Genomic DNA, 26,164 nt, shown 5'->3' on the forward strand with positions numbered 1-26,164 from the left:
GCGTCCTCGCCCGCGGTCCGATGGCGTCTCCAGACATGCTCTCCGAGAGGAAGCCCCATGGCCCTCGCACATCAGTTGTTCCGCCAGAAGCCCATCACGCCGCCCGCCGCGGCCCCCGGCGGGATGGAGCGCCGGATCGGCACCTTCCAGCTCGCGATGTTCGGGGTCGGCGGCACCGTCGGCACCGGCGTCTTCTTCGTCATGCACGAGGCGGTGCCTCTCGCCGGGCCCGCCGTCATCCTCTCCTTCCTCCTCGCCGGCCTCGCGGCCGGGCTCTCGGCGGTCTGCTACGCCGAGATGGCCTCGGCGGTCCCGGCCTCCGGCTCGACGTACTCCTACGCCTACGCGACCCTCGGCGAGATCGTCGCGATGGGCGTGGCCGCATGCCTCCTGCTCGAGTACGGCGTCTCGACGTCCGCCGTCGCCGTGGGCTGGAGCGACTACCTGAGCCGGCTGCTCCTGGATCTGTTCGGCTGGCACCTGCCCGAGGTGATCAAGGCCGGGCCCTTCGCAGGCGGCGTCATCAACCTGCCCGCCGTCGTGCTCGTCTTCCTGTGCGCCCTGCTGCTGATCCGCGGCACGAGCGAGTCCGCCGCGGTCAACACGATCATGGTGCTCATCAAGGTGGGCGTGCTGATCCTCTTCGGCTGCATCGCCTTCACCGCCTTCAACGCCGACAACTTCGCCGACTTCGCCCCCATGGGCGCCTCGGGCGTGACCGCCGCGGCCGGCACGATCTTCTTCACCTTCATCGGCCTCGACGCGGTCTCGACCGCGGGCGACGAGGTCAAGAACCCGCAGAAGACCCTGCCGCGCGCGCTCCTCATCGCGCTGTGCACGGTCATCGCGGTCTACCTGTTCATCGCGATCTCCGCGCTCGGCACGCAGCCGTGGCAGGCCTTCACCGATCCCGACCAGGCCGAGGCGGGCCTCGCGGTGATCCTCGAGGACGTGGTCGGCTCGTCCTGGCCCGCGATCGTGCTCTCGGCCGGGGCCGTCATCTCGATCTTCTCGGTGACCCTCGTGTGCCTGTACGGCCAGACCCGCATCCTGTTCGCGATCGCCCGCGACGGCCTGCTGCCGTCGGTGTTCGCGCGGGTCAGCCGCCGCACCCACACCCCGGTGTTCAACACGGTCGTGGTGGCCACGGTGGTCGCGCTGCTCGCGGGCTTCGTGCCGCTGTCGAGCCTGTGGGACCTGGTCTCGATCGGCACCCTGTGCGCCTTCATCGTCGTCTCGACGGGCGTGATCGTGCTGCGCGTGCGCCGGCCCGACCTGCCGCGCGGCTTCCGCGTGCCGGGCTATCCGGTGACGCCGATCCTCTCGATCGCGGCGTGCCTCTACATCCTGACCGGTCTGCACTGGAGCACGTACGCGTGGTTCGTCGGCTGGGTCGCCGTCGTGCTGGGCTTCTACCTGCTGTGGGGGCGCAAGCACAGCCGCCTCAACGATCCGCAGGACGCCCCCGAGACCCCGGTGGAGGCGGCGCCGTGACGATCGTGACGGGCTACGGCCCCTGGCGCCAGTCCTCCGGCGTGCTCGAGCTGGCCACGGCCGTCGCGGCGGCGCGCGGCGAGGACCTCCTCGTCGCGACGATCGTGCCGCCGCGCTGGAACGTGCCGTCGATGGCCCGGCAGGTGGACGGCGAGTTCGCGAGCTGGTCGACCGAGCAGGGCGAGCACGCCCTCGCGAGGGCCCGGGCGGAGATCGACGCCTGGGGGCTCGACCTCGAGGTCTCCTACCGCTGGGACGCCGACCGCTCGGCCGTCTCGGGTCTCCAGGCGATCGCGGCCGACGTGGGCGCGTCCCTGATCGTGGTCGGCTCGTCCGAGGACGGGCGGCGCGGCCGCGTCGAGCTCGGGTCGACGAGCGACCGGCTCGTGCACTCGGCGCGCATCCCGGTCGCGGTCGCCCCGCGCGGCTACGATCGCCCGGCCGACGGGTTCACGAGCGTGACCTGCGCCGTGGACGGCCGGGACGCCGACGCCGGCATCATCGCGACCGCCGCCGCGCTCGCCCGCGAGGCCGAGGTGCCGCTGCGCCTGGCCACCTTCGTCGTGCGCATGGACACGATGTACCCGCCCGAGGTGGGCCTCAACGCCGAGGACGAGGTCGCCGCCCAGGCGCGCGAGCAGGCCGAGCGCATGCTCGCGACGCTGCGCGGGACCCTGCCCTCCTCCGACGTGGAGGTCGTCGTGGGCCTCGGGCACGGCTGGCGCGCGGCGATGGACTCGGTGCCGTGGGACGACGACGGCGTGCTCGTGATCGGCTCGAAGCCGCAGGGGCCGCTCGCGCGCGTGTTCCTGGGCTCGAGCGCGACCAAGATCGTGCGCCACTCGATGATCCCGGTCGTGCTCCTCCCCGCGTGACCCTCCTCGTGTGAGCGGGCCAGCGGCCCGGCGGGCCGGCGTGAGGACGCCGGCCCGTCGGGTCCCCGCAGCTCGCGGGGTTCGCGCGGGCTCCGGTCTCACGCGGTCGCGGAGCTCAGCAGGATGCTCGTCTCGCTGTCGCGGATCCCGTCGATGCCGCGGATGACGCCGAGCGCGTGGTCGAAGGCGGCGAGGTTCTCGCAGCTCATCTCCGCGACCATGTCCCAGCGCCCGTTGGTCGTGTGCAGGGCCGCGATCTCGGGCACCCCGCGCAGCGAGCGGATCACCTCGCGCAGGCTGCGGCCCTCGACGGCGACCAGCATGATCGCGCGCACCGCCGACACCTCGGCGGGGTCGCGCACCTGCACCGAGAAGCCCACGATCACGCCGGACTCGACGAGGCGGTCGAGCCGTGCCGTGACGGTCGCGCGGGTCACCCCGAGCCGCCGCGAGAGCTGCACGACGGACTCGCGCCCGTTGGCACGCAGCAGGGCGATGAGCTGGCGGTCGAGGTCATCGATGGAACCGTTCATGGGCAGAGTGTACGAGGAGTGTTTCCACTGTGTGCAGCAGGGGTCAGAATTGAGTCGTGATGCCGATTGAATGTGCACTCACCGAGTTCGTAGCGTGAACCCCACGGACGACAGGGAGGAGAGCGGTCATGGTGCAGTTCGTGGATGTGGCCCGCATGCGGGAGTGGATCGAGACGACCGGGATCGAGACGATCGTCGCTCGTCTCGTGGACGCCCTCGAAACCGACTTCGCCCGCTGGGAGGAGTTCAGCAAGTGCGCGCGCATTGCGAGCCACTCGCCGACCGGCGTCATCGAGCTCATGCCGGTGAGCGACGGCCAGACCTACGGCTTCAAGTACGTCAACGGCCACCCCCTGAACCCCAAGGCGGGTCTGCAGACCGTCACCGCCTTCGGCGTGCTCGCGGACGTCTCGACCGGCTACCCCGTGCTGCTGTCGGAGATGACCCTGCTGACGGCGCTGCGCACGGCCGCGACCTCCGCCTTCGCCGCTCGCCGGCTCGCCCGCCCCGACGCCTCGGTGATGGCGCTCGTGGGCACCGGCAGCCAGTCGGAGTTCCAGGCCCTCGCCTTCCGCCGCGTGCTCGGCATCGAGTCCCTGCGGATCTGGGACAGCGATCCCGGCGCGCTCGACACCTTCGAGCGCAACATGCGGCCCCTCGGCTTCGAGATCGTGCGGGCCCGCAACGCCGCCGACGCGTGCGCGGGCGCCGACGTCGTCACGAGCTGCACCGCCGACAAGACCAACGCGACCGTCGTCACCGACGCGATGATCGCCCCCGGCATGCACCTGAACGCGATCGGCGGCGACTGCCCCGGCAAGACCGAGCTCGACCCGGCGATCCTGCACCGCGCCGACATCTTCGTCGAGTACGCCGAGCAGACCCGCATCGAGGGGGAGATCCAGCAGCTGCCCCCCGACCACCCCGTGACCGAGCTGTGGCGCGTCGTGCGCGGCGAGGCGCCCGGTCGCACGAGCGCCGAGCAGATCACCGTGTTCGACTCGGTCGGCTTCGCGATCGAGGACTTCACCGCCCTGTGCGTGGTGCGGGAGAGTCTGCGCGGCGACTCCGGGGTGCCCGAGCTCGACATGATCGCCGAGCCCGAGGACCCCAAGGACCTGTTCGCCCTCGTGTCCGCGGGCGCCGCGGCGCTCACCCGCGCGAGCTGAGGCATGTCGGTCCAGGCCCCGCGCGCCGTCGTGCTCGTGCGCCCGTCGCGCTTCGCCCCCAACCCGCTGACCGCGCTCGACAACTCGTATCAGAGCGCGCTTTCGCACGACTCGTACCAGAGCGCCCCCGTGTGCGACGTGGCGGGGGCGGCGCACCGGGCGGCGACCGAGGTGGCCCGCACCCTGAGCGCCGCGGGCGTGCGCGTGCACCTGTTCGACGACGAGACCGATGCGACGCCGGACAGCGTGTTCCCCAACAACTGGTTCAGCACGCACAGCGGCGGACGCGTGGCCGTGTACCCGATGTGCGCGCCCAACCGCCGCGCCGAGCGGCGCGCCGACGTGCTCGAGGCCCTCAAGCAGGTCTACCGGGTCCAAGAGATCGTCGACTACTCGGGCTTCGAGCGCGACGGCGTCTACCTCGAGGGGACCGGCGCGATGGTGCTCGACCACGAGTTCCGGATCGCGTACGTCGCCCGCTCCCGCCGCGCCGACCCGCGGCTGCTCGAGCGCTTCTGCACGACCTTCGGCTACGAGCCGATGGTGTTCGACGCCCTCGACGAGCGCGGCGTGCCGATCTACCACACCAACGTGATGATGGGGATCGCGACCGAGTTCGCCCTCGTCTGCCTCGAGGCGATCGCCGACCCCGCGCGCCGCGCCCAGGTCGCCGCGCGGCTCGAGGACAGCGGCAAGGCCGTCATCCCGCTCTCGCGCGCCCAGGTGCGCGAGTTCGCGGGCAACGTCATCGAGCTGCGGGGGAGCGGCGCCCGGCGTCTGCTCGCCCTCTCCGCACGCGCCGCCGCGAGCCTGACCGTCTCCCAGCGCACGGCCATCGAGGCGACGAGCACCCTGCTGCCCATGGACGTCGAGCCCATCGAGCTCGCGGGCGGCTCCGTGCGCTGCATGCTCGCGGGGATCCACCTCGACGTGCGCCCCGAGGAGGCGAGCGCCCACCAGACGCCCGGCATCCTCCCCCTCGCCGAGCCGGCCCCCGCCGCCGCGCAGACGAGCCCCCTGCCCGCCGGGCCCGTCGCGCTCGCCGGCTGACCCCGTCCGACCCCGCCCCCACAGGAGGACCGCCGTGCCCGTGTCCGATGCAGAGTCCGAGTCTGAGTCTGAGTCCATGCCCGCCTTCGGGGTCCACTCCGAGGTCGGTCCGCTCCGCCGCGTGCTCGTGTGCGAGCCCGGCCGCGCCCATCACCGGCTGACGCCGAGCAACAGCCACGAGCTGCTGTTCGACGACGTGCTCTGGGTCGACCGCGCGATCGAGGACCACCGCGCCTTCGTAGCCCAGCTGCGCGCCGAGGGGGTCGAGGTCCTCGAGCTGCGCGAGGTGCTCACGACGACCCTCGAGCAGCCGGGAGCCCGCACCTGGATCCTCGACCGCAAGATCCGGCCCGACCACGTGGGCCTGCTGCTCGTCGACGAGGTGCGCGCCCACCTCGAGCAGCTCGCGGCCCCCGCGCTCGCCGACACCCTGATCGGCGGCCTCGCCGTGCACGAGCTGCCCGAGTCCGCCTGGTCGCTCGCCCTGACCCGGGCCGCCCCGCGCGGCGCCCCCACCTCGTACGTGCTGCCGCCGCTGCCCAACATGCTCTACACGCGGGACACGACCACCTGGATCGGCGACGCGCTCACCCTCAACCCCCTGTACTGGCCGGCCCGGCGCGACGAGACCCTGCTCATGAAGGCCGTCTACCTGTTCCACCCCGGCTTCCGGCCGGCCGCGGGGCAGATCGTGTGGGGCGACCCCGAGCGGGACCGCGCCGCCGCGACCCTCGAGGGCGGGGACGTGCTCGTCCTGGGCGACGGGGTCGTGGTGATCGGCATGAGCGAGCGCACCTCGCAGCAGGCCATCACCCAGGTCGCCGCACGGCTGTTCGACACCGGCGCGGCCGAGCAGGTGATCGTCGCGGGCATGCCGCGCCTGCGCTCGGCGATGCACCTCGACACGATCCTCACCTTCGCCGACCGCGACGTGGTCACGGTCTACCGCTCGATCGTCGACGACATCCGCCCGTTCACCCTGCGCCCCGGCAGCGGGGGAGGGCTGCACGTCACGGCCGAGAGCGCGCCCCTGCTCGAGGTCATCCCGCGGGCCCTCGGGCTCGAGGACCTGCGCGTGGTCGACACGGGCGGCGACGCGTACTCGGCCGAGCGCCAGCAGTGGGACAGCGCCAACAACGTCGTCGCGCTGCGGCCCGGCGAGGTGTTCGCCTACGACCGCAACACCGTCACCAACGACCTGCTGAGCCGGGCCGGCATCACCGTGCACACGATCGTCGGCGCCGAGCTCGGCCGCGGCCGCGGCGGCGGGCACTGCATGACCGGGCCCCTGCTGCGCGACCCCGTGACCTCCTGACTGGCGCCCCGGCGCCCCCGCCGCGCCGGCCAGTAGCGTGACGCCCACACCCCCGACCATCGCGAGCGAGGCAGCCATGACCACGACCACCCCCGCCGAGCGCCCCTACATCCTGGTGCGCCCCCCGGCCGCGTCCCTCGACGACGGCATCGTGACCTTCCGCGAGCGCGAGCCGCTCGACCTCGACGCGGCCGCCGAGCAGTGGCGGGCCTACGTCGCGGCGTTCCGGGCCCAGGGCTGGGGCGTCGTCGAGGTCCCCGTGGCCGACGACCTGCCCGACTCCGTCTTCATCGAGGACACCGTCGTGATGTTCGGCGACCTCGCGGTCGTCACCAACCCGGGCGCCCCCGCCCGCAACCCCGAGACCGACGCCGTGACCCCCGTGCTCGACGAGCTCGGCATCGAGCACGTCAAGATCCAGCCGCCCGGCACGCTCGACGGCGGGGACGTGCTCAAGGTCGGCCCCGACGTGTACGTCGGCCGCACCGGCACCACCAACGCCGAGGGCATCGCCCAGCTCACCGCCTTCGTCGAGCCCCGCGGCTACACGGTGCACGAGGTCCCCGTGACCAAGGCGCTGCACCTCAAGAGCGCCGTGACCGCCCTGCCCGACGGCACCGTGATCGGCTACGGGCCCGTCGTCGACGACCCCGCCCTGTTCGGGAGCTTCGTCGAGGTCCCCGAGGAGCCCGGCTCGCACGTGGTCGTGATCGACGAGGACACCGTGCTGATGGCCGACGGCGCGCCCCGCACCGCCGCCCTGCTCGCCGAGCGGGGGCTGCGCGTCATCACCGTGCCCGTGGGCGAGTACGAGAAGCTCGAGGGCTGCGTGACCTGCCTGTCCGTGCGCGTGCGCTGACGGCGATCTGCGACGATGGGGCGATGACAGCTCTGCTCGTCCCCACCCCGACAGGCTTCGTGCGCGACGGCGCGCCCCACCGGATCGTCTCCGGGGCGCTGCACTACTTCCGGGTGCATCCCGAGCTGTGGAAGGACCGGCTGCGGCGTCTCGTGGCGCTCGGCTGCAACACCGTCGAGACCTACGTGCCGTGGAACCTGCACGAGCCCGCACCCGGCCGCACCCGCTTCGGCGCGCTGCCCGAGCTGGGCCTGTCGCTCGATCTGGGGGCGTTCTGCGACCTCGCCGCCGAGGAGGACCTCGACGTCATCGTGCGCCCGGGCCCCTACATCTGCGCCGAATGGGAGGGCGGCGGCCTGCCCGGCTGGCTCCTGCGGGAGGGTCCGATGCGCCTGCGGTGCATGGACCCCGCCTTCCTCGGCGCCGTCGACGCATGGTTCGACGCGCTCATCCCCGTGATCGTCGCGCGCCAGGCCTCGCGCGGCGGACGCGTCGTGATGGTGCAGGTCGAGAACGAGTACGGCTCCTACGGCGACGACGCCGAGTACCTCCTGCACCTGCGCGACGGCCTGCGCGCCCGCGGCATCGAGGAGCTGCTCGTGACCTCCGACGGCCCGGGCCGCCGCTGGCTCGACGCCGGTCGGATCGACGACGTGCTGGCCACCGTCAACTTCGGCTCGCGCACCGAGGAGGTGCTCGCGATGGCGCGCGAGGAGCTGCCCGCGGCGCCGCTGATGTGCATGGAGTTCTGGAACGGCTGGTTCGACCACTGGGGCGAGGAGCACCACGTGCGCGACGCGGCCGACGCCGCGCGCGAGCTCGCGACCATGCTCGACGCGGGCATGAGCGTGAACCTCTACATGGCCCACGGCGGCACCAACGTCGGCCTCACGGCCGGCGCCAACACCGAGGGCGGGCTCCTGCAGCCGACCACGACGAGCTACGACTACGACGCGCCGATCGCAGAGAACGGCGCCCTCACCGAGAAGTTCCACGCCTTCCGCGAGGTCATCGGGCGCCACCGCGAGCTGCCGCCGCTCACGGAGCAGCTCGAGAGCCTCGGCCTCGAGGCCGAGCCGCCCGTGCAGACCGCGGGCGCCCTCCGCCTCGAGCACGTCGCCTCGCTGCAGGACCTCGCGCGCTGGACCGAGCTCGCGCCGCGTGCGGTCGCGCCGCCCGCCTTCGAGGACCTCGGCCTCGAACGGGGCATGCTCCTGTACCGCCGCGAGCTCGAGCTCGCGCGCGAGGAGGGCTCGGCCCTGGCCCCGCTCGAGCTGTACGACCTCCACGACCGCGCCCTCGTGCTCGTTGACGGCACGGTGGCCGGGATCGCCGACGGCACCGGCAACCCGCACGTGCCCGCCGTCGTGCCCCTCGAGCCTCTCGAGCCTCTCGCCGAGGCGCTCCTGCCCGACGGGGGGAGCCGCCGCGTGCGTCTCGAGATCCTCGTCGAGAGCCTCGGCCGCACCAACTTCGGTCCGCTGCTCGGCGAGCGCAAGGGCGTGCTCGGCGGCGTGTGGCGCGACGTGCGCTTCCTCGGCGGCTGGGAGGCCGTGCCGCTCCCGCTCGAGGAGATGGGCGCCGAGCTCGCCGACCACGCCCGCAGCGCCGCCGCGGAGGGCCCCGCGGCGCTCCCGCTCGTGGTGCTCGCGAGCCTCGAGCGCGAGGCCGACGAGACGGGCGACGTGCACCTCGACGTGTCGGGCTGCGGGCACGGCGTCGCCTACGTCAACGGCACGTGCGTGGGCCGCTACTGGCGACGCGGCCCCCAGCAGTCCCTCTACGTGCCCGCCCCGCTGCTGCACGCGGGCAGCAACGAGATCGTGCTCGTCGAGCTCGAGGAACCGCACCCCCGCCTCGCGCTCGCGGCGGGGCCCCTGTTCGAGGTGATCGCATGACCACGACGCCGCGTCCCGACCTGCGCATCGGCGTCCTCGGCTTCGGCGCGCGCGGCCCCGTGGCCCGGCACGCCCACCGTCCGGGCCAGGGATCGGTCGTGACCGTCGTGGCCGAGCCCACCGAGCGCGGCCGTGCCGACGCCCGCGCCGTCCTGGGCGACGCCGTGCGCACCGTCGGCGACGTCGACGAGCTGCTCGAGAGCCCCGACGTCGACGCCGTCATGATCCTCGCGCCCGACGACCTCCACGCCCCCCTCGCGTTGCGCACGCTCGCGCGCGGCCTGCCCACCTTCACGGAGAAGCCCATGGCGATCTCCGTCGAGGACACCGACGCGATGCTCGCGCTCGCACGCGAGCGACGCGCCCGGCTCTACGTCGGCCACAACATGCGCCACATGCCCGTCGTGCGGCAGCTCAAGGCGATCGTCGACTCCGGCCGGATCGGGGCCGTGCAGGCGATCTGGTGCCGGCACTTCGTGGGCAACGGCGGCGACTTCTACTTCTAGGACTGGCACGCCGAGCGCGCCCGCTCCACGAGCCTGCTGCTGCAGAAGGGCGCCCACGACATCGACGTGATCCACTGGCTCGCGGGCGCCTACACCCGGCGCGTCTCCGGCATCGGCACGCTCGCCGTGTACGGCGACGTCGCCGATCGGCACGACAACTCCGAGCGGCGCATGCCGGACTGGTTCGACACCGGCACCTGGCCGCCGCGCGCCCAGCGGGAGCTGAACCCCACGGTCGACGTGGAGGACCTCTCGATGCTCCACATGACGCTCGAGGGCGGCATCCTCGCGTCCTACGAGCAGTGCCACTTCACCCCTGACTACTGGCGCAACTACACCGTGATCGGCGACGAGGGCCGGATCGAGAACATGGGTGACGAGGGCGGCGACCAGATCCACATCTGGACCTCTCGACGCAGCGGGCCCGGGCGTCCCGACGCGGTCGAGGTGATCGATTGGGGCGACGGCGGACACGGCGGCGCCGACCCCGGGCTGGTCGCCGAGTTCGTGCGCTTCGCGCGCGAGGGCGGCCGCACCGACGTCTCCGTGATCGCGGCGCGCGAGGCCGTCGCGACCGGCGTGTACGGCGCCGCCTCGATCCGCAGCGGGGGCGTGCCGTTCGACATCCCGCCCGTGGCCCCCGACCTGCGCGCCTACTTCGACGACGGGCAGGCCTGAGCCGCGCCCGTCCCTACAGTGGGGGCATGACCCCCCGCGAATCCGTCCAGACCCTGCCCGGCCTCACGCTGCGCGACCTCACCCTCGACGTGCCGCTCGACCGCTCCGATCCCGCGCGCGGCACGATCGAGGTGTTCGCACGCGTCGTCACCGCCCGCGGCGGCGAGGAGCGGCCCTACCTCGTCTTCCTCCAGGGCGGACCGGGCAGCGAGGCGCCCCGCCCGACCCTCGACCCCGTCTCCCCGCCGTGGCTCGAGCGCGCCCTCGCCGACTACCAGGTCGTCATGCTCGACCAGCGCGGCACCGGCCGGTCGACCCCCGTCGGCCTCGACACGCCGCTGCCCGAGGCCTTCACCCCCGGCGACGTCGCCCGGGCGGGCTCCCCGCGCACGCTCGGCGAGGCGAGCGCCGCCCAGCGCGCGGAGTACCTCACGCACCTGCGCGCCGACGAGATCGTCGAGGACTGCGAGGCCGTGCGCGAGGCCCTCGGCGCCGAGCGCTGGAGCACGCTGGGCCAGTCCTTCGGCGGCTTCTGCACCCTGCGCTACCTGAGCGTGCACGCCGACTCCCTGCGCGAGACCTACCTGACCGGCGGGCTGTCCGCCGTGGGGCGCCACGTCGACGACGTCTACGCCGCGACCTGGGAGATCATGATCGCGAAGTCCGAGGGCTACTACCGCCGCTTCCCCGGGGACCGCGAGCGCATGCGCGAGCTCATGGCCCGCGCCCGCGACGGGGAGATCCTGCTGCCCACGGGCGACCCCGTCTCCGTCGACCGCCTGCGCACGCTGGGCCACCGGCTCGGCGCCTCGGGAGGACCCGAGCAGCTGCACTACCTGCTCGAGCTCGACCATCGCGGCCCCGCCTTCCGCCACGACCTCGCCGCCGCGCTCCCCTTCGCGGGACGCAACCCCCTGTACGCCGTGTTCCACGAGTCCTCGTACGCCGACGGCGGGGTCACCAACTGGTCGGCGGACCGCACGATGCCCGAACGGGTGCACGAGGACGTGACGCTCCTGGGCGGCGAGCACCTGCACCGCTCCCTGTTCCGCGAGGACCCCGAGCTGCGGCCGTGGGCCGAGACCGCGGACCTGCTGGCCCAGCACGAGTGGAACACGCTGTACGACGCCGACGCCCTGCGGGCCTCCGACGTGCCTGGCGCGGCCGCCGTGTACGCGGTCGACGCCTACGTCCCCCTCGAGTTCTCGCTCGAGACCGCCGCCCTGCTGCCACGGCTGCACCCCTGGATCACGAGCCAGTACGAGCACAACGGCCTGCGGGCCGACGGTGCGCACGTGATGGACCGTCTGATCGGGCTCGCGACGGGGCGTCTGGCCCTCTGACGGCGCGGCGCGCAGAGAACGCGCAGAGAACGCGCAGGGCGCGGCGCACACAAGAAAAGTGCGCACACAAGAAAAAGTGCGCGCCGCCGATCGGAACCGTTCGCCCCAAGTCCGATCGGCGGCGCGCGAAGTCGCGACTGCTGGCGGGTTGATCCACCGCGTCAGCGACGACCATGGCGCCGGGATGACCTGCCGGGGACCTCTCGGTTCCGGCCGGCCGCTCCGGGCTGGCATGCACGAGCTTAGACGGACCTCACCGGATAGCGCAAGCCCAATCTTTCTAAATTCATGGGCGAGGCGTCTGGCCAGGCCGTCGGCGCAGTTCACGCGGGAAAAACCAGCTCCGCGCCGCCGTTCGCTTATTCGGGGCGAGTGTGCGCCGTGCGGGTCGCATCGGTCGAAGGGTCGGGCCATGACCACGACCAGCCCTGCCTCTGCCGCCTCCGCCCCGCGTCGCGGCCTCGGCGGCTTCGAGGTCTCCCCGATCGGGCTGGGCGCGATGCCCGTCTCGTCCGGCCGGGACGTCCTCCCGTCCCGTGACCGTGCGCTCGCGACCGTCCACGCCGCGCTCGACGCCGGCATCACCCTCATCGACACCGCCGACATCTATGCCCCCGCCTGGGACCAGATGGGACACAACGAGGAGCTCGTCGCCGAGGCCCTGCGCACCTACTCCGGTGACACGGACGGCGTGGTGGTCGCGACCAAGGGAGGCATCACCCGCTCCGAGGGCGAGACGTGGGGGCGCGACGGCTCCCTCGACTACCTGCGCGCAGCGCTCGAGAAGTCCCTCGCGCACCTCGGCGTCGACGCCGTCGACCTGTACTACTGGCACCGCCCCGACCGCTCGATCCGCTACGCCGAGGGCGTCGAGGCGCTCGCCCACCTGCGCGCGGAGGGCCTGATCCGCGAGATCGGCATCTCCAACGCCAACGTCGAGGAGATCGACGTGGCGCTCGACGTGCTCGGGGAGGGCAACCTCGCCGCGGTGCAGAACCAGTTCAGCCCCGTCTACTTCCACACCAGCCGTGAGGAGCTCGACCACTGCGCCGCGGCCGACATCGCGTTCGTGCCGTGGAGCCCGCTCGGCGGCATGGGCTCGGGCGACACCGTGGCCCGCCGCTTCCCGGCGATCGCGCGCGTCGCCGCCGCGCACTCCGTGAGCCCGCAGCAGGTGGTGCTCGCGTGGGAGCTGTCCCTGTCCGAGCGCGTGATCCCGATCCCCGGCGCCTCCCGGCCGGAGTCGATCACCGACTCGAGCGGGGCGATGACCCTCCAGCTGGGCGACGGCGAACGCGAGTCGCTGCGCTCGATCTTCGGCGAGGAGTCCGAGGACGCCGACGGGATCCAGTTCGACTGAGGACGGCTCAGCGCACGGGCCGCGTTCCCGTGCGCCGCAGCCCGAGGACCCCCGCGACCACGAGCTCGGCCACGCGCAGGAGGCCGCCCGCCCCGGCGAGCGCGACGGCCAGGGCCACGAGCGGCGCCGTGAGGACACCGGGCGCCTCCAGCTGGAGGCAGGCTATGGCCGCGCCGGCGACGAGCAGCGGCACGAGACCCGCGAGCACCGTCAGGACCAGCACGGCGACCGTGAGCCCGCGCGGCGTCGAGCCCCGCCTCAGCGCACGGGAGGCCAGGATCGTGACCGCCACGTCCAGCAGCAGGCGCACGAGGAGCAGGACGCCCCACCCGGCCAGACCGGTCTCGACCGTGCGCGCCCACTGCTCGGCGCGGGCCGCGGTCGCCGCGAAGACGCCCGACTCCGAGGCGCTCACGGCCACGAGCAGCACGCGCCCGCCCGTGATCAGCAGGAACCAGCCGACGGCATGGCTCGCGAGCCCCGCCAGGGCGGCCGCCGCCGCGACGGCGCCGAGCGCCCGGGGCGGGCGCGCAGACGGCGACGCCGCCGGCCCGGGGGGCCGACGGCGTCGCGGTGCTCCGATCCTCGCGGACGGCTCAGCCCTCGGGGCTGTAGCCGGGCCGGGCCCACGGCGGGGCCTGGCCCTGCCCCTGCTGGTCCTGCTGAGCGCGGCGCTCGGCCTCGCGCGCCGCGGACTCGGCACGGGCCCGATCGGCGGCCTGGCGCCGCTGGGCGTCCTCGCGGCGCCGACGGTCGGCCTCCGCGCGCTCGGTCGCGTCGCCGATCTTCTCGGCGTCGTGAGCGGCCTGGCCCTGCAGGATCGCGTTGCGGATCTCGTCGCCCATCGCGCCCACCGTGCCCGGGTTCGAGGGCAGGTAGAGCACGTTCGAGCGGCCGTTGCGGGCGATGTCCTGCATCGTGTCGAAGTACTGGGTCATGAGCAGCAGCTGCTCGGCGCTGTTCTCGATGCCGACCTTCTTGAGCATCTCGTACTGCTCGGCGATGCCCATCGCGATGGCCTTGCGCTGGGCGGCGACGCCCTCGCCCTGGAGCCGCTTGGACTCGGCCTCCGCCTCGGCCTGGGTGACGCGCTTGATCTTGTCGGCCTCGGCGAGCGACTGCGCGGCGACCCGGTCGCGCTGGGCCGCGTTGATGGAGTTCATCGAGTCGCGCACGCGCGAGTCCGGCGAGATGTCGGTGACGAGCGTGTTGACGATGTTGAAGCCGAACTCCTGCATGCGCGCCGAGAGGGTGTCCTCGACGTTGCGGGCGATGTCGTCCTTGGACTCGAACGCCTGGTCGAGGTTCAGGCCAGACAGCGCGCTGCGCACGGTGTCGAACACGTACGAGCGGATCTGCGCCTCGGGGTTGGACAGGCGGTAGTAGGCATCGACGACCTGCTCCTCCTTGATGACGTACTGCACCGCGACCGGGACCGTCACGAAGACGTTGTCCTTGGTCTTGGACTCGATGTTGACCTCGAGCTGCTGGATGCGCAGGGAGATCGGGCGAGTGGTGTTGTCGATGAACGGGACCTTCATGTTCAGGCCGGGTCGGGCGACCCGCGCGAACTTGCCAAAGCGCTCGACGATCACGTTCTCCTGCGTGTGGACGGTGAACATGATGCTCGAACGCAGGCCGCCGAACAGCAGTCCGGCGATGATGGCGATGACGACGATGACGATGACGATCACGACGATGGCGACGATCGCACCTTCCATGCTTCCCCCTCGGGGTCGGGTGCACGCCCGGCGATCGGTCGATCGCTCCCAGGCTGATGCGGGACACGTGTGATCCAGGCTACCAATCCCGGCGCAGCTCCCAGGCGCCCTCGGCCGGGAAGAACAGCATCGTGGCCATCGGACCCGTGGGGGAGGCGCCCTGGTCGCGCCGTGCCACGAGCAGCTCGGCGACACATCCGTCGAGGGCGAGCACGAGCTCGTCGCGCTCGCCGTCCACCGGGATCGGGAGGGTGCGCGTGCGGTCCCCGAACACAGGGCGGCCCGGCTTGGGGCGCCCGTCGTCGGCGAGGGCGGGCAGCGCGCTCTCGGCGCGACGCATCACGAGCGTGTCCTGCGCGGTGCGCTCGAGGCGCAGCTCGACGCGGTCGGGGGTCGCGAGCTCCCAGGCCGCACCGGCCGGCGGCAGGGGCAGGCGCAGCACGTGCACCGCTCCCGGGTCGAGCCTCGGTCCCTCGGGCGGGCGCGGCGCGGCGGGCAGCACGGGGATGAGCACGAGGCGCCGCGGGCCGTCGTCGGCCGGCTCGAGCGCCACGGTGCGGGCGAGGCCCATCGTGCCGCGCCAGGGCCAGGTGGGGGCGTGGCGCGCGTAGTCCCAGTTGCTCGCCCACGGCATCACGAGCGGTGCACCGTCGACGCCCCAGAAGGACACGGCCGCGTAGTGGTCGGGGCCGTGGTCGAGCGGTTGCGGCGCGTCGGTGGCGGTGAAGGCGGTCCCGTCGAACGTGCCCGGCACGCCCCAGGTCCCGCTGCCGCCGGCGGGGCCGTGGGGGTTGGTCGAGACGATCAGCAGCCAGGCGCCCTCGGGGTGCGCGGCGTCGAGCGGCACCAGGTCGGGGCACTCCCAGATCCCGTCGAGCCGATCGTCGCGATAGGTCGAGGCGTGCTCCCAGTGCACGAGGTCGACCGAGGTGTGGAGGAGGACCTCGTGGTCCTGGGCCTCGACGGTCACCATGACCCATCTCCCGGTGGGCTCGTGGCGCAGCACCTGGGGGTCGCGGAAGTCGGTCGAGCCGCGGTCCAGCACGGGGTTGCCCACGTACTTGACCCAGGTGGCGCCGTCGTCGGTCGAGACCGCGAGGTTCTGGACCTGCGGCCCGTGCTGCGCGGGATCGCCCGTCGAGACGTTGCCCGTGTAGATCGCGACGAGGGGTCCGGGCCCGCCGGCGGGGGCGAGGCCGCTCGTGTTCCGGGAGTCGTGCACGACGCTGCCCGAAAAGATCGCCGTGCCGTCCTCCTCGGGGATCGCGACGCCGAGATCGGTCCACGTGAGCAGGTCGTCGCTCACGGCGTGGCGCCAGGACATGTGGCCCCACGCCGAGCCGACGGGGTTGTTCTGGTAGAAGGCGTGCCAGCGGCCGTCCCGGAGGAACAGCCCGTTGGGGTCGTTCATCCAGGTGTCGACAGGGGTGAGGTGGACGGCGGGACGGGCAGGCGGCACGGGCGGGCTCTCCTGGGCAGGGGTGGGCGTGGGGCGGTGGTGCTGGGGGACAGGGGCATCCTCCCCCGCGGGGCGTCGGAGCGCGGTCTCGGGAAACGACGGAGGGCTCAGGCGGCCGCCCGAGGAGACGCCGAACCCGGCGGGGCCACGGAATCGCGGGGCACCGGGGGGCAGGGCACCGTGAGGACGCCCGTCGGCGGCACCGGCTCGAGACCGAGCAGGGCTCGGATCCCCCGTACGCCGAGCTCATAGTGCGGAAGGGCGACGGTCGACAGCGGAGGTCGCAGGTGGCCGGCGATGACCTCCTGGTTGTCGAAGCCGACGATCGACACCTCTTCCGGGATGCGCATGCCTCGCTCGCGCAGCGCGTCGTACAAGCCCATCGCCACCCGGTCGTTGTGGCAGAAGACTCCGGTGGCCCCCCAGCGCACGACCTCCTCTGCCGCCGCGTACCCGCCTTCCTGCTCCGGGCGCGCGTCGAGCACGAGCAGGTCGCTCTCCGCGGCCCCGACCTCCCGCAGGGCCGCGCGCAGTCCCGCCAGGCGCCCCTCCCGGGCGGGCGAGGGCGACGTGGTGTTGATGAAGGCGAGGCGACGATGGCCCGCCGCGAGCAGCATCCGTGCGGCCTCGAGGCCCCCGCCGAGCTCGTCGGGGACCACGGCCGGCGCGGGCTCGCCCTCCGCGAAGCAGTTGACGAGCACCCGGTCGACGTCGGCGAGGCCGGCGGGCAGACGGGTGCCGCGGTGGTTCCACGTCGAGTAGAGGATCCCCCGGACGTTGTAGCCCCTCATCATGGTGATCGCCTGCGCCTCGACCTCCGCATTGCCCTCCGTGTTGGCGATCAGCAGGACGAAGCCGCGCTTCCACGCCTCGTCCTGGGCGCCGTGCACGATCTGTCCCGCGAACGGGGTGCTCGCGATCGAGTCGGAGACGAGCCCGATGAGGTTGCTGCGGCCTTTGACGAGGTTCTTCGCGATCGGGTTGGGCCGGTAGCCGAGCTCCTGGACGGCGGCCTCGACACGCGACCGTGCCTCGTCCCCGATACGGGCGTCGGGACTCTTGTTGACGACGTGGGAGACGGTCGAGATGGAGACGCCGGCCTGCTCGGCCACCTGTTTCATCGTCACGCGGCGCGCGGGCGCCGCGCGATGACTCCGCTCGCTCTCCTGCTCCACGCTCACCCCTTCGTCGACCCGCTCTCCAGACCGTAGATCATGGCCTTGCTCAGCACCAAGAAGATCAGCAGCAGGGGCGTGACCGTGATCGTGACCGCAGCGAAGGTGGCGGTCCAGTCGGTCTTGCCCATGGCGCCGATGTAGTTCTGCAGCCCGAGAGGGATCGTCTTGAGCTCGTCGGTCAGCACGAACGTGTTCGCGAAGATGAACTCGTTCCAGATGAAGATCGCGTTGACCATGACCACCGTGATGATGGTGTTGAGCGACATCGGCAGCGTGATGCGCCAGAAGATCCGGTACGGCCCGGCGCCGTCGATGCTCGCGGCCTCGTAGATCTCCCGCGGGATGTATCCGAAGAACGACATGAACAGATAGAGCGCCATCGGCAGCGCGAACCCGGCGAGCGGGATGATCACGGCCTGGTAGGTGTCCAGGAGCGCGACGCGCGAGTAGTCGACGAACAGCGGGATCAGAGCGATCTGGACCGGGACCACGATCCCCATCAGGAACAGGCCCCGGACCAGGCGGCTGCCCCGGAAGTCCAGCACCTGGATGGCGTAGGCGCCCATCATGCCGCACACGACGATCAGGAGGCAGGCGCCGCCCGTGATGACGACGCTGTTGAGGATGTTGTGCCCCAGGTTCCCTTCCGCGAGGGCGCGAGCGAAGTTGTCGAGGGTGAAGGACGCGGGGAGGCTGAAGGGGTTGCGCGAGGCGAAGTCGTCGGCGTCGCGCACGCTCGTCAGGACGAGCCACACGAAGGGATACACCTGGATAACGAGGACCAGTCCGATCAGCGTGCGGTAGGCGACCTTGAGGGCGGTGACGGCGCGCGGGCGGTGGAGACGGCGGCCCCCGGGGGCGGCCTCGAGAGCGCTGGCGGTGGTCATCTCAGGACTCCTTCCTGCGCAGCAGGGCGAAGATGAGGCCGACGGCCACGAGGCACTCGACGACGATGAACACGGAGATCGCGCTCGCGTAGCCGTAGTTCGTGCTCGTGAACGCGGTCTTGTACATGTAGGTGGTGACGAGTTCCGAGGCATGTCCCGGACCGCCGTTGGTGAGCAGGTAGGGCACGTCGAAACCGCGCAGCGCGTAGGTCGTGGCCATGATCGTGGTGGTGATCCAGACGGGCCGGATGTGCGGGAAGCGGATCTTCCAGAAGCACTGCCACGCGTTCGCGCCGTCCAGCCGCGCCGCCTCCTCGAGCTCGCGCGGCACCGACAGCAGGGCCGCGTAGAGGATGATCGTGTACAGGCCCAGGAACCTCCATCCCTCGGGAACCGAGACGGCGACCAGCACCGTGTGCAGGTCGGACAGCCACGGACGGGCCAGCCCGTCCAGTCCGACGGCGGACAGGAGCGTGTTGACCAGCCCCATCGGCTCGGCCGAGTAGATGCGCTGGAACAGCAGGGCGATGGCCGTGGTCGAGATGACGGCCGGCAGCAGGTAGAGGACCTTGAGGACCTCACGGCCTCGCGTGATCGTCAGCAGCAGGGAGGCGACGGCGAGTCCCCCACCCAGCTGGAGCACCAGACAGACGACGAGGTAGACGGCCTGGTTGGCGAAGGTCGACCAGAAGACGGGGTCGCCCAGCAGCAGCTGACGGTAGTTGTCCAGGCCGACGAACGACATGGGGCTGATCCCGTCCCAGCGGAAGAAGCTGAGGCCGAGCGACTGGACGATGGGGAGCAGGACGCCGCCGCCGAAGAGCAGCAGAGCGGGGAGCAGGAACAGGATGACGGATGTGCGTGAGCGGTGAGGGAGCATGAGCCCTTCTCTCGGTCGGGTGGGGCGAGGCGTCGTCGACGCCCTGCCGGGATCACGCGGAGAAGTACTCCTTCGCGTTCGCCGTCAGCGCGGCGTCCAGCGTCGAGATGAACTCGTCGACCCCGATCGAGCCCTGGACCAGGAGCACGAGGTTCTGCTGGAGGGTCGTGTTCGTCGTGGGGTCCAGCTGCGTGTCCCACGGCATGAGCACCGCGCTGCCGATCGAGTCCGCCTCGTCGACGAGCTCCTGATAGATCGGCAGGGCGTTGTCAGGGATCTGCGGAGCGATCGTCGTGGGGCCGAGCAGGCCCTGCTCGGCGTAGAGCTTCGGGTAGTTCTCGAGCACGTAGCGCAGGAAGTCCTTGACGAGCGGATCGAAGGTCTGCGCGTTGATCGCGGCCCCGATCCCGGACGGCGCGGCGTACTCGTCGGTCGCGGTCGCTCCGCCGCTCACGACGGGGAGGGTGAAGTACCCGATCGCCTCCTGCATGGCCTCGGGCAGCTCCGTGGTCGCCAGGCTCGGCAGCTCCCAGGTGCCGATGTTGTAGATCGCGGCCCGGCCCGACGTGAACAGGTTCTGGGCGTCGGCGTAGCCCACCGAGGAGAAGCCGTCCTGGAAGGCGCCGGCGGCGCCGAGGTCGTGCAGCCACTGGACGCCCAGGCGACCCGCCTCGTCGCCGAAGGTCGCGTCGCCCTTCTTGAGCGCCCCGATGTAGTCCGGTCCCGCGGTCCGGAAGGGGTGGTAGGCCATGTACCGCTCGAGCGGCCATGCGTCCTGGCCGTCGAGGGCGATCGGAATGGTTCCGCTGCCCGCGAGCGTCGCGCACAGCTCGGGCATGTCGTCGAGGGACTGCGGCACGGAGACGCCGGCGGACTCGAAGAGCGCCTTGTTGTACCAGAACACCTCGAGCCCGTACTCGAGCGGCAGCATGTGCAGCGAGCCGTCGTCGAAGCGCTGGTAGTCGAGCGCCGACGGGCGGAATTGGTCGGTGACGCCGAAGTCGTCGAGCAGGGCGGCGACATCGATCATCCGGCCCTGGCGCGCGAGCTTCTGGGCGTAGGGCGTCGCGTCGGTGTCGAACAGCTCGGGAAGCTGGTTCGCGGTCGCGAGCGTCTGGTACTTCTGCAGGTAGCTGGGGCGGTCCGGGGTCGTGATGAGCTTGAGCGCGAATCCCGGATGGTCCTGGGCGTAGTTCTCGGCGATGCGCTGCATGACCGTGACCACGCCGCCGTTCGCTGGTCGTGAGAGCAGCCAGGAGATCTCGCGGGGCGTGATCTCCCCGCTCACGTCGACTCCCTGGCTCGTCGCGGGGAGGGCGGACTTGCCGCCGCACGCCGCCACGGCCGGGGTGAGCGCGGCCGCGGCCGCCAGGGCGAGGAACTGAGAACGCTTCATGGTCTTTCTCCTATGAAAGAGGGATGTCAGGCGTGCTGGTCGGGTGCGTGATGCAGATCGAGACGGTGGAGGCGGAGCGATCCGTCGGTCACGAAGGCGCCGAGGCGGCCGGAGACGTGATCGTGGATGCGGGTGGACAGGCAGACGCGCCGGTCGAACGAGACGACGAGGATGTCGTCCCACATGAGGACGTCGAGAGTGTGGGGGCGGTCGTCGTGATCCGGGAGGTCGAGCGGCCTCTCGAGCTCGATCGCGTGAGGGACGTCGCCCGAGATCTGCCACTGCTCGGTGCCGGTCGTCGGTCGAGGCCAGCGATCGAGCACCATGCGTCGTCGTCGCGGCTCGATGCGCAGCGCGTAGCCGTTCTCGCCGTCGCCCGAGCAGCGCAGCAGGAGGCCGTAGCCGCTCGTGTCCGGTGTCGCCTCCAGCTCGACGCGGACGTGCGCGCGACGGGGCAGCTCGTGCTCGCCGACGTCGCAGGCATAGCCGTCCGGTGCGGTCACGCAGGGTGTCAGGGAGATGGGCCCGGGCTCGGGGAAGGCAGAGAAGGTCTCGTCGGGGATGCCGAAGTCGAGCGTGCCGTCCTCCCGGGGGACGGCCTCGAGCAGCGACATCGTGCCGGCCCACTGCCAGGGGCCGTCGTCGGTGTCGCCCGCCCGGCTCGCGATCCAGCCGATGAACACGCGTCGTCCGTGGACGTCGGCGGACTTCGCGGCGTAGAAGGATCGCCCGTCGAGCGTGTCGAGGGCCGGGGAGATCCAGGGGCCCTCGGGGCTGCGGGACATCCGATAGCGCGTGACGAAGGAGTCCGAGAACTCCGAGTGCACGAGGTACCACCAGTCGCCGAGCCGGAAGATTTCCGGGCACTCGTGGGCGATCGCCTGGTGGGGATCCCAGAGCGGGGTCGTGGGCTCCCAGCGGCACAGGTCGGTGCTCGTCAGGCGCGCGATCAGGCCGCGTCGTCGTGAGGGCCCGTGGTCGTGCCGCGCGGCGAGGATCATCTGCCACGGGCCGTCCGGGGAGGTCCGGTACACGAAGGGGTCCCGCCAGTCGGAGGTCTCGTACCCCTCGGAGGCGCCGAAGGTGTCGTCCGGGAGCTTGGTCCAGGCCTCGAGATCGGGGCTGGTCGCGTGCATGACCACCTGGAGGGGACGGCCGTCCTCACCCGTCAGGGCCGGGTTCTGGCCCGTGTAGAAGAGGTGGTGGAGGCCGTCGTCATCGCGGACGATGCTGCCGGTGTAGGCGTTGAAGTCCGCGGCGTCCGGACCGCCGCCGACGAGCGCGACGCCTCGGTCCTCGAACGTCGTGAGGTCCTGCGTCGTGGCCAGCGCCCAGGGGGTGCCGGGTTTGGGGGAGGTGCGGCTCTCCCGGAGGTAGTAGAGCCGGAGGGTGTCGCCGTCCATGTAGGGGATGACGTCGCCCACCCAGTCGGGGGAGGGGCGGAAGAAGGGGGAGCTCTGCACGGCACGTCCTTGTGATCAATCGTTTGATCAGCACCTTAAGGCAGCACTTACGACGTGGTCAAGCGTTTGATCAGATTCCTTCTCGGATGAGGCGCAGAGGGACGAACTCGGGTGATCTCCCGCGGCCCGAGGGGCGGAGCCAGCAGGTGGAGGGCGGATGCGGAGGGCGCAGCCGCCGGCTCAGGCGCCGGCGCTCAGGGCGCCCTCGATGCGCCGGGCGATGCGCAGCGGCGGGATCGGGGGCGCATAGCGACGGATCACCTGGCCGTCGGCACCCACCAGGAACTTGGTGAAGTTCCAGGCGATGCGGCCGCCCATGATGCCGCCGCGCTGTGCGGCGAGCCAGCGGAACAGGGGGTGGGCGCCGCGCCCGTTGACCTCGATCTTCGAGAACAGCGGGAAGGTGACGTCGTAGGAGGTCCGGCAGAACTCCTCGATCTCCTCGTCGGTGCCGGGCTCCTGGTTCAGGAACTGGTCGCACGGGAAGCCGAGCACCGTGAAGCCGCGGTCGCCGTACGCGAGCTGCAGGACCTGGAGGTCCTCGTACTGGCTGCGGAAGTGGCAGCGGCTCGCGGTGTTGACGACGAGCGTGACCGTGCCGCGGAAGTCGGCGAGGTCGCGCAGGGTGCCGTGGATGTCCCGCGCGGAGAAGTCGAACAGGCTCGTCGAGCCGGGCGCAGCGGCATCGGCCACGAGGCCGGCGTGCGAGGGGCTCGGCGAGCCGACGGCCGTGACCGGGGCGCGGTCGGTGCCGGTCAGGTCGGTGCGGATCAGGTCGTCCATGACGGTCACCTCCGGGGCTGGTCGTCGGCGCCCGTGGGCACCGGCAGGGTTCGGCGCGGTGCCGAGGTCGGGTTCGAGATCCGGGCCCGGTGCGGCGGCCCGTCGGGGCCGCGCGCTCGTCGGCGCCCGGTGGATTCATGATACGGATCACGTTCCGGGCCAGGCCAGGGACCTCCGGTGACCGGCACCGGATCTTCACGAAACCATGACGAAGCGCTGACCCGGCGCGGACCGTCCGGCGCAGGCAGCCCCGTGGAGGCGCCCGCCCGCTCAGCGCAGGAAGGCGTCGACCTCGGCGCGCGGGGGTGCGGTCGCCCCGCCGTGCCGGGTCACCGAGATCGCGGCCGCCGCGTTGGCGCGCGTCGCCGCGGTCTCCCAGTCGGCGCCGAGCGCCCGCTCCGCGACGAGCACGCCCGTGTGGGCGTCGCCCGCGCCGTTGGTGTCCACCGCCACCTGGGGGAAGCCCGCGATCCGGGTGCCGCGGCCGTGGTGGAACACCGTGCAGCCGCGCTCGCCGTCGCGCACCACGACCACGGCCCCGGAGCCGATGCGCCGGCGGATCGTGGCGGGCGTGTCCTCGAGGGCGTCGAGCCCCGTGAGCGCGCGGGCCTCGTCGGCGTTCGAGGTCCACACCGTGGTGACGGCGAGCACGCGCTCCTGCAGCTCACGGGGGAAGCGGGCGAAGGGAGCGCCGGGGTCGAGCACGACCTCGACCCCACGGGGCAGGTGGTCGAGGAAGGCGAGCAGCGGATCGCGGGTCGGCTCGAACAGGCTGTATCCCGAGACGCACACGAGATCGCCGGGCCGCGGGTCGAGCCGCGCGAGGGAGTCGGCGCTGATGCGGCGCTCGGCGCCATAGGTCGTGACGAAGGTGCGCTCGGCGGTCGGCTCGACGAGCACCACGCACACGCCCGTGTCCTGGTCGGGCACGACCGTGTCGGTGAGCTCGACGCCCTCGGCGGCCAGGGTCTCGCGGACCAGGTCGCCGTGCGGCCCCGTGCCGTGCGCGCCGCCGTGAACCGCGCGGGCCCCCGTGCGGGCGGCGGCCACGAGCACGTTGACGGCGCCGCCCGCGAAGCGGCGCTCGCTCGTCGCGTTGACGTTGTCGCCGCGCTCGGGCAGCGCCGGCACCTCGATCACCTGGTCCACGAGGGCCTGGGCGGTGTGCAGCACGCGCGGCGCGGAGGCATCCATGTCGCTCAGGCTACGCGGGCCCTCACAGCGCGGCGACGACCTCGACGGCCTGCCGGACGGCCCGCTCCGCATCGAGCTCGAGGGCCACGTCGGCGCCGCCGATCACGTGCACGCGCGGGGGAGAGGGCAGCGCCGCGAGCTCGTCGGCGAGCGTGCGCTCGCTCTCCTGGCCCGCGCACACCACGACGGTGTCGACGGCCAGGAGGCGGGGTTCGCCCTCCTCGACGAGATGGAGGCCCTCGGCGTCGATCCGGTCGTAGGCGACGCCGCGATGCTCGATCACGCCCGCCCGGCGCAGCTCGGCGCGATGCACCCACCCGGTGGTGCGACCCAGGCCGGCGCCGATCCTGGTGTCCTTGCGCTGGCACACGTGGACCTCGCGCGCGGCGCCGGCGTGCTCGCGCGGCGGCGCGATCACGCCGCCGCGCACGTCCGCCGGATCGGTCACGCCCCAGGCCTGGGCCCACGCGTCGGCGTCGAGGGTGAGCGAGGGGGAGGGCGCGGTGAGGAACTCGGCGACGTCGACGCCGATGCCTCCCGCCCCGACCACGGCCACGCGCCGGCCCGCCCCGGCCCGTCCGGCGAGCAGGTCGGCGTACGACACGACGTCCGGGGCGCCCGTGGGCCGCGGCGACGACGGGTCGAAGCCGGGCTCCTGCACGATGCGCGGGCGGACCCCCGTCGCGACGATCACGTCGTCGAAGGCGGCGAGCTCCGCGGCCGCGGGCCGGGTGCCCAGGCGCACGCCCACGCCGTGCGCGAGCAGCCGCATGCGCCACGAGGCGATCGCGTCCGCGTAGTCCTCCTTGCCCGGCACGCGGGCGGCGTAGCGGAACTGGCCGCCGATCTCGTCCTCGGCCTCGAACAGCGTGGTGACGAAGCCGCGCACGGCGGCGCTGATGGCGGCCTCGAGCCCCGCCGGCCCCGCGCCGACCACGGCCACCCGGCGCCGGCGCAGCGAGGTGGTGGGCACGAGGCGGAGGTCACCGTCCGTCTCGTGGCCCGCCCTCGGGTTCACGACGCAGCTCGCCCGCCGGCCGTCGAACACCCGGTCCAAGCAGGCCTGGTTGCACGCGATGCACGCGACGACCTCGGCGGCGCGTCCCGCGGCGAGCTTGGCGGGCAGGGCGGGATCGGCCAGGAGCGGGCGGGCGAGGGAGACGAGGTCGGCCTCGCCGCGCGCGAGCACGCCCTCGGCGACATCGGGGCTGTGGAGACGCCCCGCGGCGACGACGGGCACCTGGGCGGCCTCCGTGAGCCGCGCCGTGAGCCGCGTGAAGGCGCCGTGGGGCACCGAGCTCGCGATCGTGGGGACCCGCGACTCGTGCCAGCCGATGCCCGTCGAGAGCACGTCGACCCCCGCGTGCTCGAGCTCCCGCGCGAGCGCGAGGGTCTCGTCCCACGTCTGCCCGTCCTCCACGAGGTCCAGCAGCGAGATGCGGTAGCTGAGCAGGAGCCCGGGCCCGACGGCCTCGCGCACCGCACGGGCGATCGCGAGGGGCACGGCGCGCCGCCCGGCGGCGTCGCGGCCGTAGCGGTCGCGCCGGCGATTGGTGCGCGGCGCGAGGAACTGGTTGAGCAGGTAGCCCTCGGAGCCCATCAGCTCGACGCCGTCGTAGCCGGCCTCGGCTGCGAGCGCCGCCGAGCGGGCGAAGGCGCGGATCGTGCGCGCGATCCCGTGGCGGGTCAGCCGGCGGGCCCGGACCGGAGAGATCGGGGCTCGCGTGCGCGAGGCGGAGACCGCGAACCGATGGGCGGCGTAGCGCCCCGCGTGCAGCAGCTGCAGGAGCACGCGGGAGTCGCCCTCGTGCACGGCGTCGGTCACCTCGCGATGGCGTGCGAGCAGAGCCGGCGAGGCGAGCGCGCCGTGGCGGGTCAGCCGTCCCGCGCGGTCAGGGGAGTAGCCGCCCGTGACGAGCAGCCCCGCGCCGCCGCGGGCCCGCTCGCCGAGGAACGCCGCGAGCTTCGCGACGTCCTCGGCGGAGTCCTCGAGGCCGGTGTGCATGGACCCCATCACGAGGCGGTTCGCGACGGTGAAGGGACCCAGGTCCAGCGGGGACAGGAGGCGGGCGTACGGCGCGCTGGCGGACATGCGTGCGATTGTGCCAGGGCGCGCCGCCCCC

General features: G+C 72.5%; 21 protein-coding genes and 1 pseudogene. 10 read left to right on the forward strand and 12 right to left on the reverse strand.

Annotation, left to right across the window (positions count from 1 at the left end; all coding sequences use genetic code 11):
• The first annotated feature begins 57 nt into the window (after positions 1–57).
• A complete protein-coding gene (locus BRM3_RS05060) occupies positions 58–1,494 on the forward strand; it encodes an amino acid permease (protein WP_263595001.1) in 1,437 nt (478 codons plus the stop codon).
• Positions 1,491–2,369, forward strand: a complete 879-nt coding sequence (locus BRM3_RS05065; RefSeq protein ID WP_263595002.1) for a universal stress protein — start codon at positions 1,491–1,493, stop codon at positions 2,367–2,369. Before BRM3_RS05060 ends, BRM3_RS05065 begins: the two co-directional genes overlap by 4 nt.
• Before the next feature lie 98 nt (positions 2,370–2,467).
• Here BRM3_RS05065 and BRM3_RS05070 read toward each other — a convergent pair whose 3' ends face one another.
• Positions 2,468–2,902, reverse strand: coding sequence for an Lrp/AsnC family transcriptional regulator (locus BRM3_RS05070; protein ID WP_263595003.1), 435 nt, complete (start codon positions 2,900–2,902; stop codon positions 2,468–2,470).
• Between the two features lie 128 nt (positions 2,903–3,030).
• Here BRM3_RS05070 and BRM3_RS05075 point away from each other — a divergent pair, with 128 nt between their 5' ends.
• The 8 genes and pseudogenes from BRM3_RS05075 to BRM3_RS05110 all read left to right on the forward strand — a co-directional run bounded on the left by BRM3_RS05075 (position 3,031) and on the right by BRM3_RS05110 (position 13,080).
• Positions 3,031–4,071, forward strand: a complete 1,041-nt coding sequence (locus BRM3_RS05075) for an ornithine cyclodeaminase (RefSeq protein WP_263595004.1) — start codon at positions 3,031–3,033, stop codon at positions 4,069–4,071.
• 3 nt (positions 4,072–4,074) lie between these two features.
• The gene (gene ctlX, locus BRM3_RS05080) at positions 4,075–5,121 is read left to right on the forward strand and encodes a citrulline utilization hydrolase CtlX (protein ID WP_263595005.1); all 1,047 of its coding nucleotides are present in this window, start codon (positions 4,075–4,077) and stop codon (positions 5,119–5,121) included.
• Positions 5,122–5,197: 76 nt separating this feature from the next.
• Positions 5,198–6,436, forward strand: a complete 1,239-nt coding sequence (locus BRM3_RS05085; RefSeq protein WP_263595006.1) for an arginine deiminase — start codon at positions 5,198–5,200, stop codon at positions 6,434–6,436.
• Positions 6,437–6,512: 76 nt separating this feature from the next.
• A complete protein-coding gene (gene ddaH / locus BRM3_RS05090) occupies positions 6,513–7,295 on the forward strand; it encodes a dimethylargininase (RefSeq protein ID WP_263595007.1) in 783 nt (260 codons plus the stop codon).
• Positions 7,296–7,318: 23 nt separating this feature from the next.
• Positions 7,319–9,193, forward strand: a complete 1,875-nt coding sequence (locus tag BRM3_RS05095; RefSeq protein WP_263595008.1) for a glycoside hydrolase family 35 protein — start codon at positions 7,319–7,321, stop codon at positions 9,191–9,193.
• Positions 9,190–10,377 (forward strand): annotated as a pseudogene (locus BRM3_RS05100) (Gfo/Idh/MocA family protein). Before BRM3_RS05095 ends, BRM3_RS05100 begins: the two are co-directional and overlap by 4 nt.
• Before the next feature lie 26 nt (positions 10,378–10,403).
• Entirely contained in the window at positions 10,404–11,720 is a 1,317-nt protein-coding gene (locus BRM3_RS05105; protein ID WP_263595009.1) for an alpha/beta hydrolase, read from the forward strand.
• A 412-nt stretch (positions 11,721–12,132) separates the two neighbouring features.
• Positions 12,133–13,080, forward strand: a complete 948-nt coding sequence (locus tag BRM3_RS05110; protein WP_263595010.1) for an aldo/keto reductase — start codon at positions 12,133–12,135, stop codon at positions 13,078–13,080.
• A 7-nt stretch (positions 13,081–13,087) separates the two neighbouring features.
• Here BRM3_RS05110 and BRM3_RS05115 read toward each other — a convergent pair whose 3' ends face one another.
• From BRM3_RS05115 to BRM3_RS05165, 11 genes are all read right to left on the reverse strand, one after another.
• Positions 13,088–13,495 carry a hypothetical protein gene (locus tag BRM3_RS05115; protein WP_263595011.1) on the reverse strand — a complete coding sequence of 136 codons (408 nt, stop codon included), beginning with the start codon at positions 13,493–13,495 and terminating at the stop codon, positions 13,088–13,090.
• A gap of 181 nt (positions 13,496–13,676) precedes the next feature.
• Positions 13,677–14,801, reverse strand: coding sequence for an SPFH domain-containing protein (locus BRM3_RS05120; RefSeq protein WP_263595012.1), 1,125 nt, complete (start codon positions 14,799–14,801; stop codon positions 13,677–13,679).
• Between the two features lie 79 nt (positions 14,802–14,880).
• Positions 14,881–16,260 carry a glycoside hydrolase family 32 protein gene (locus BRM3_RS05125; protein ID WP_263595013.1) on the reverse strand — a complete coding sequence of 460 codons (1,380 nt, stop codon included), beginning with the start codon at positions 16,258–16,260 and terminating at the stop codon, positions 14,881–14,883.
• Positions 16,261–16,367: 107 nt separating this feature from the next.
• Positions 16,368–17,381 carry a LacI family DNA-binding transcriptional regulator gene (locus BRM3_RS05130; protein WP_263595401.1) on the reverse strand — a complete coding sequence of 338 codons (1,014 nt, stop codon included), beginning with the start codon at positions 17,379–17,381 and terminating at the stop codon, positions 16,368–16,370.
• Between the two features lie 56 nt (positions 17,382–17,437).
• Positions 17,438–18,325: a carbohydrate ABC transporter permease gene (locus BRM3_RS05135; protein WP_263595014.1), complete on the reverse strand. Its 888-nt coding sequence runs from the start codon at positions 18,323–18,325 to the stop codon at positions 17,438–17,440.
• Position 18,326: 1 nt separating this feature from the next.
• Entirely contained in the window at positions 18,327–19,205 is an 879-nt protein-coding gene (locus BRM3_RS05140) for a carbohydrate ABC transporter permease (RefSeq protein WP_263595015.1), read from the reverse strand.
• A gap of 52 nt (positions 19,206–19,257) precedes the next feature.
• Positions 19,258–20,601, reverse strand: a complete 1,344-nt coding sequence (locus tag BRM3_RS05145) for an ABC transporter substrate-binding protein (RefSeq protein WP_263595016.1) — start codon at positions 20,599–20,601, stop codon at positions 19,258–19,260.
• Between the two features lie 26 nt (positions 20,602–20,627).
• The gene (locus BRM3_RS05150) at positions 20,628–22,064 is read right to left on the reverse strand and encodes a glycoside hydrolase family protein (protein WP_263595017.1); all 1,437 of its coding nucleotides are present in this window, start codon (positions 22,062–22,064) and stop codon (positions 20,628–20,630) included.
• 180 nt (positions 22,065–22,244) lie between these two features.
• Positions 22,245–22,847: a glutathione peroxidase gene (locus tag BRM3_RS05155; RefSeq protein WP_263595018.1), complete on the reverse strand. Its 603-nt coding sequence runs from the start codon at positions 22,845–22,847 to the stop codon at positions 22,245–22,247.
• A 270-nt stretch (positions 22,848–23,117) separates the two neighbouring features.
• Positions 23,118–24,041 (reverse strand): PfkB family carbohydrate kinase, encoded by a 924-nt coding sequence (locus tag BRM3_RS05160; RefSeq protein ID WP_263595019.1) that lies wholly within the window; start codon positions 24,039–24,041, stop codon positions 23,118–23,120.
• A 22-nt stretch (positions 24,042–24,063) separates the two neighbouring features.
• Positions 24,064–26,133: an NADPH-dependent 2,4-dienoyl-CoA reductase gene (locus BRM3_RS05165; RefSeq protein WP_263595020.1), complete on the reverse strand. Its 2,070-nt coding sequence runs from the start codon at positions 26,131–26,133 to the stop codon at positions 24,064–24,066.
• Between the last annotated feature and the right edge of the window lie 31 nt (positions 26,134–26,164).

It is taken from the genome of Brachybacterium huguangmaarense, assembly GCF_025725725.1.
Classification (GTDB): Bacteria; Actinomycetota; Actinomycetes; order Actinomycetales; family Dermabacteraceae; genus Brachybacterium; species Brachybacterium huguangmaarense.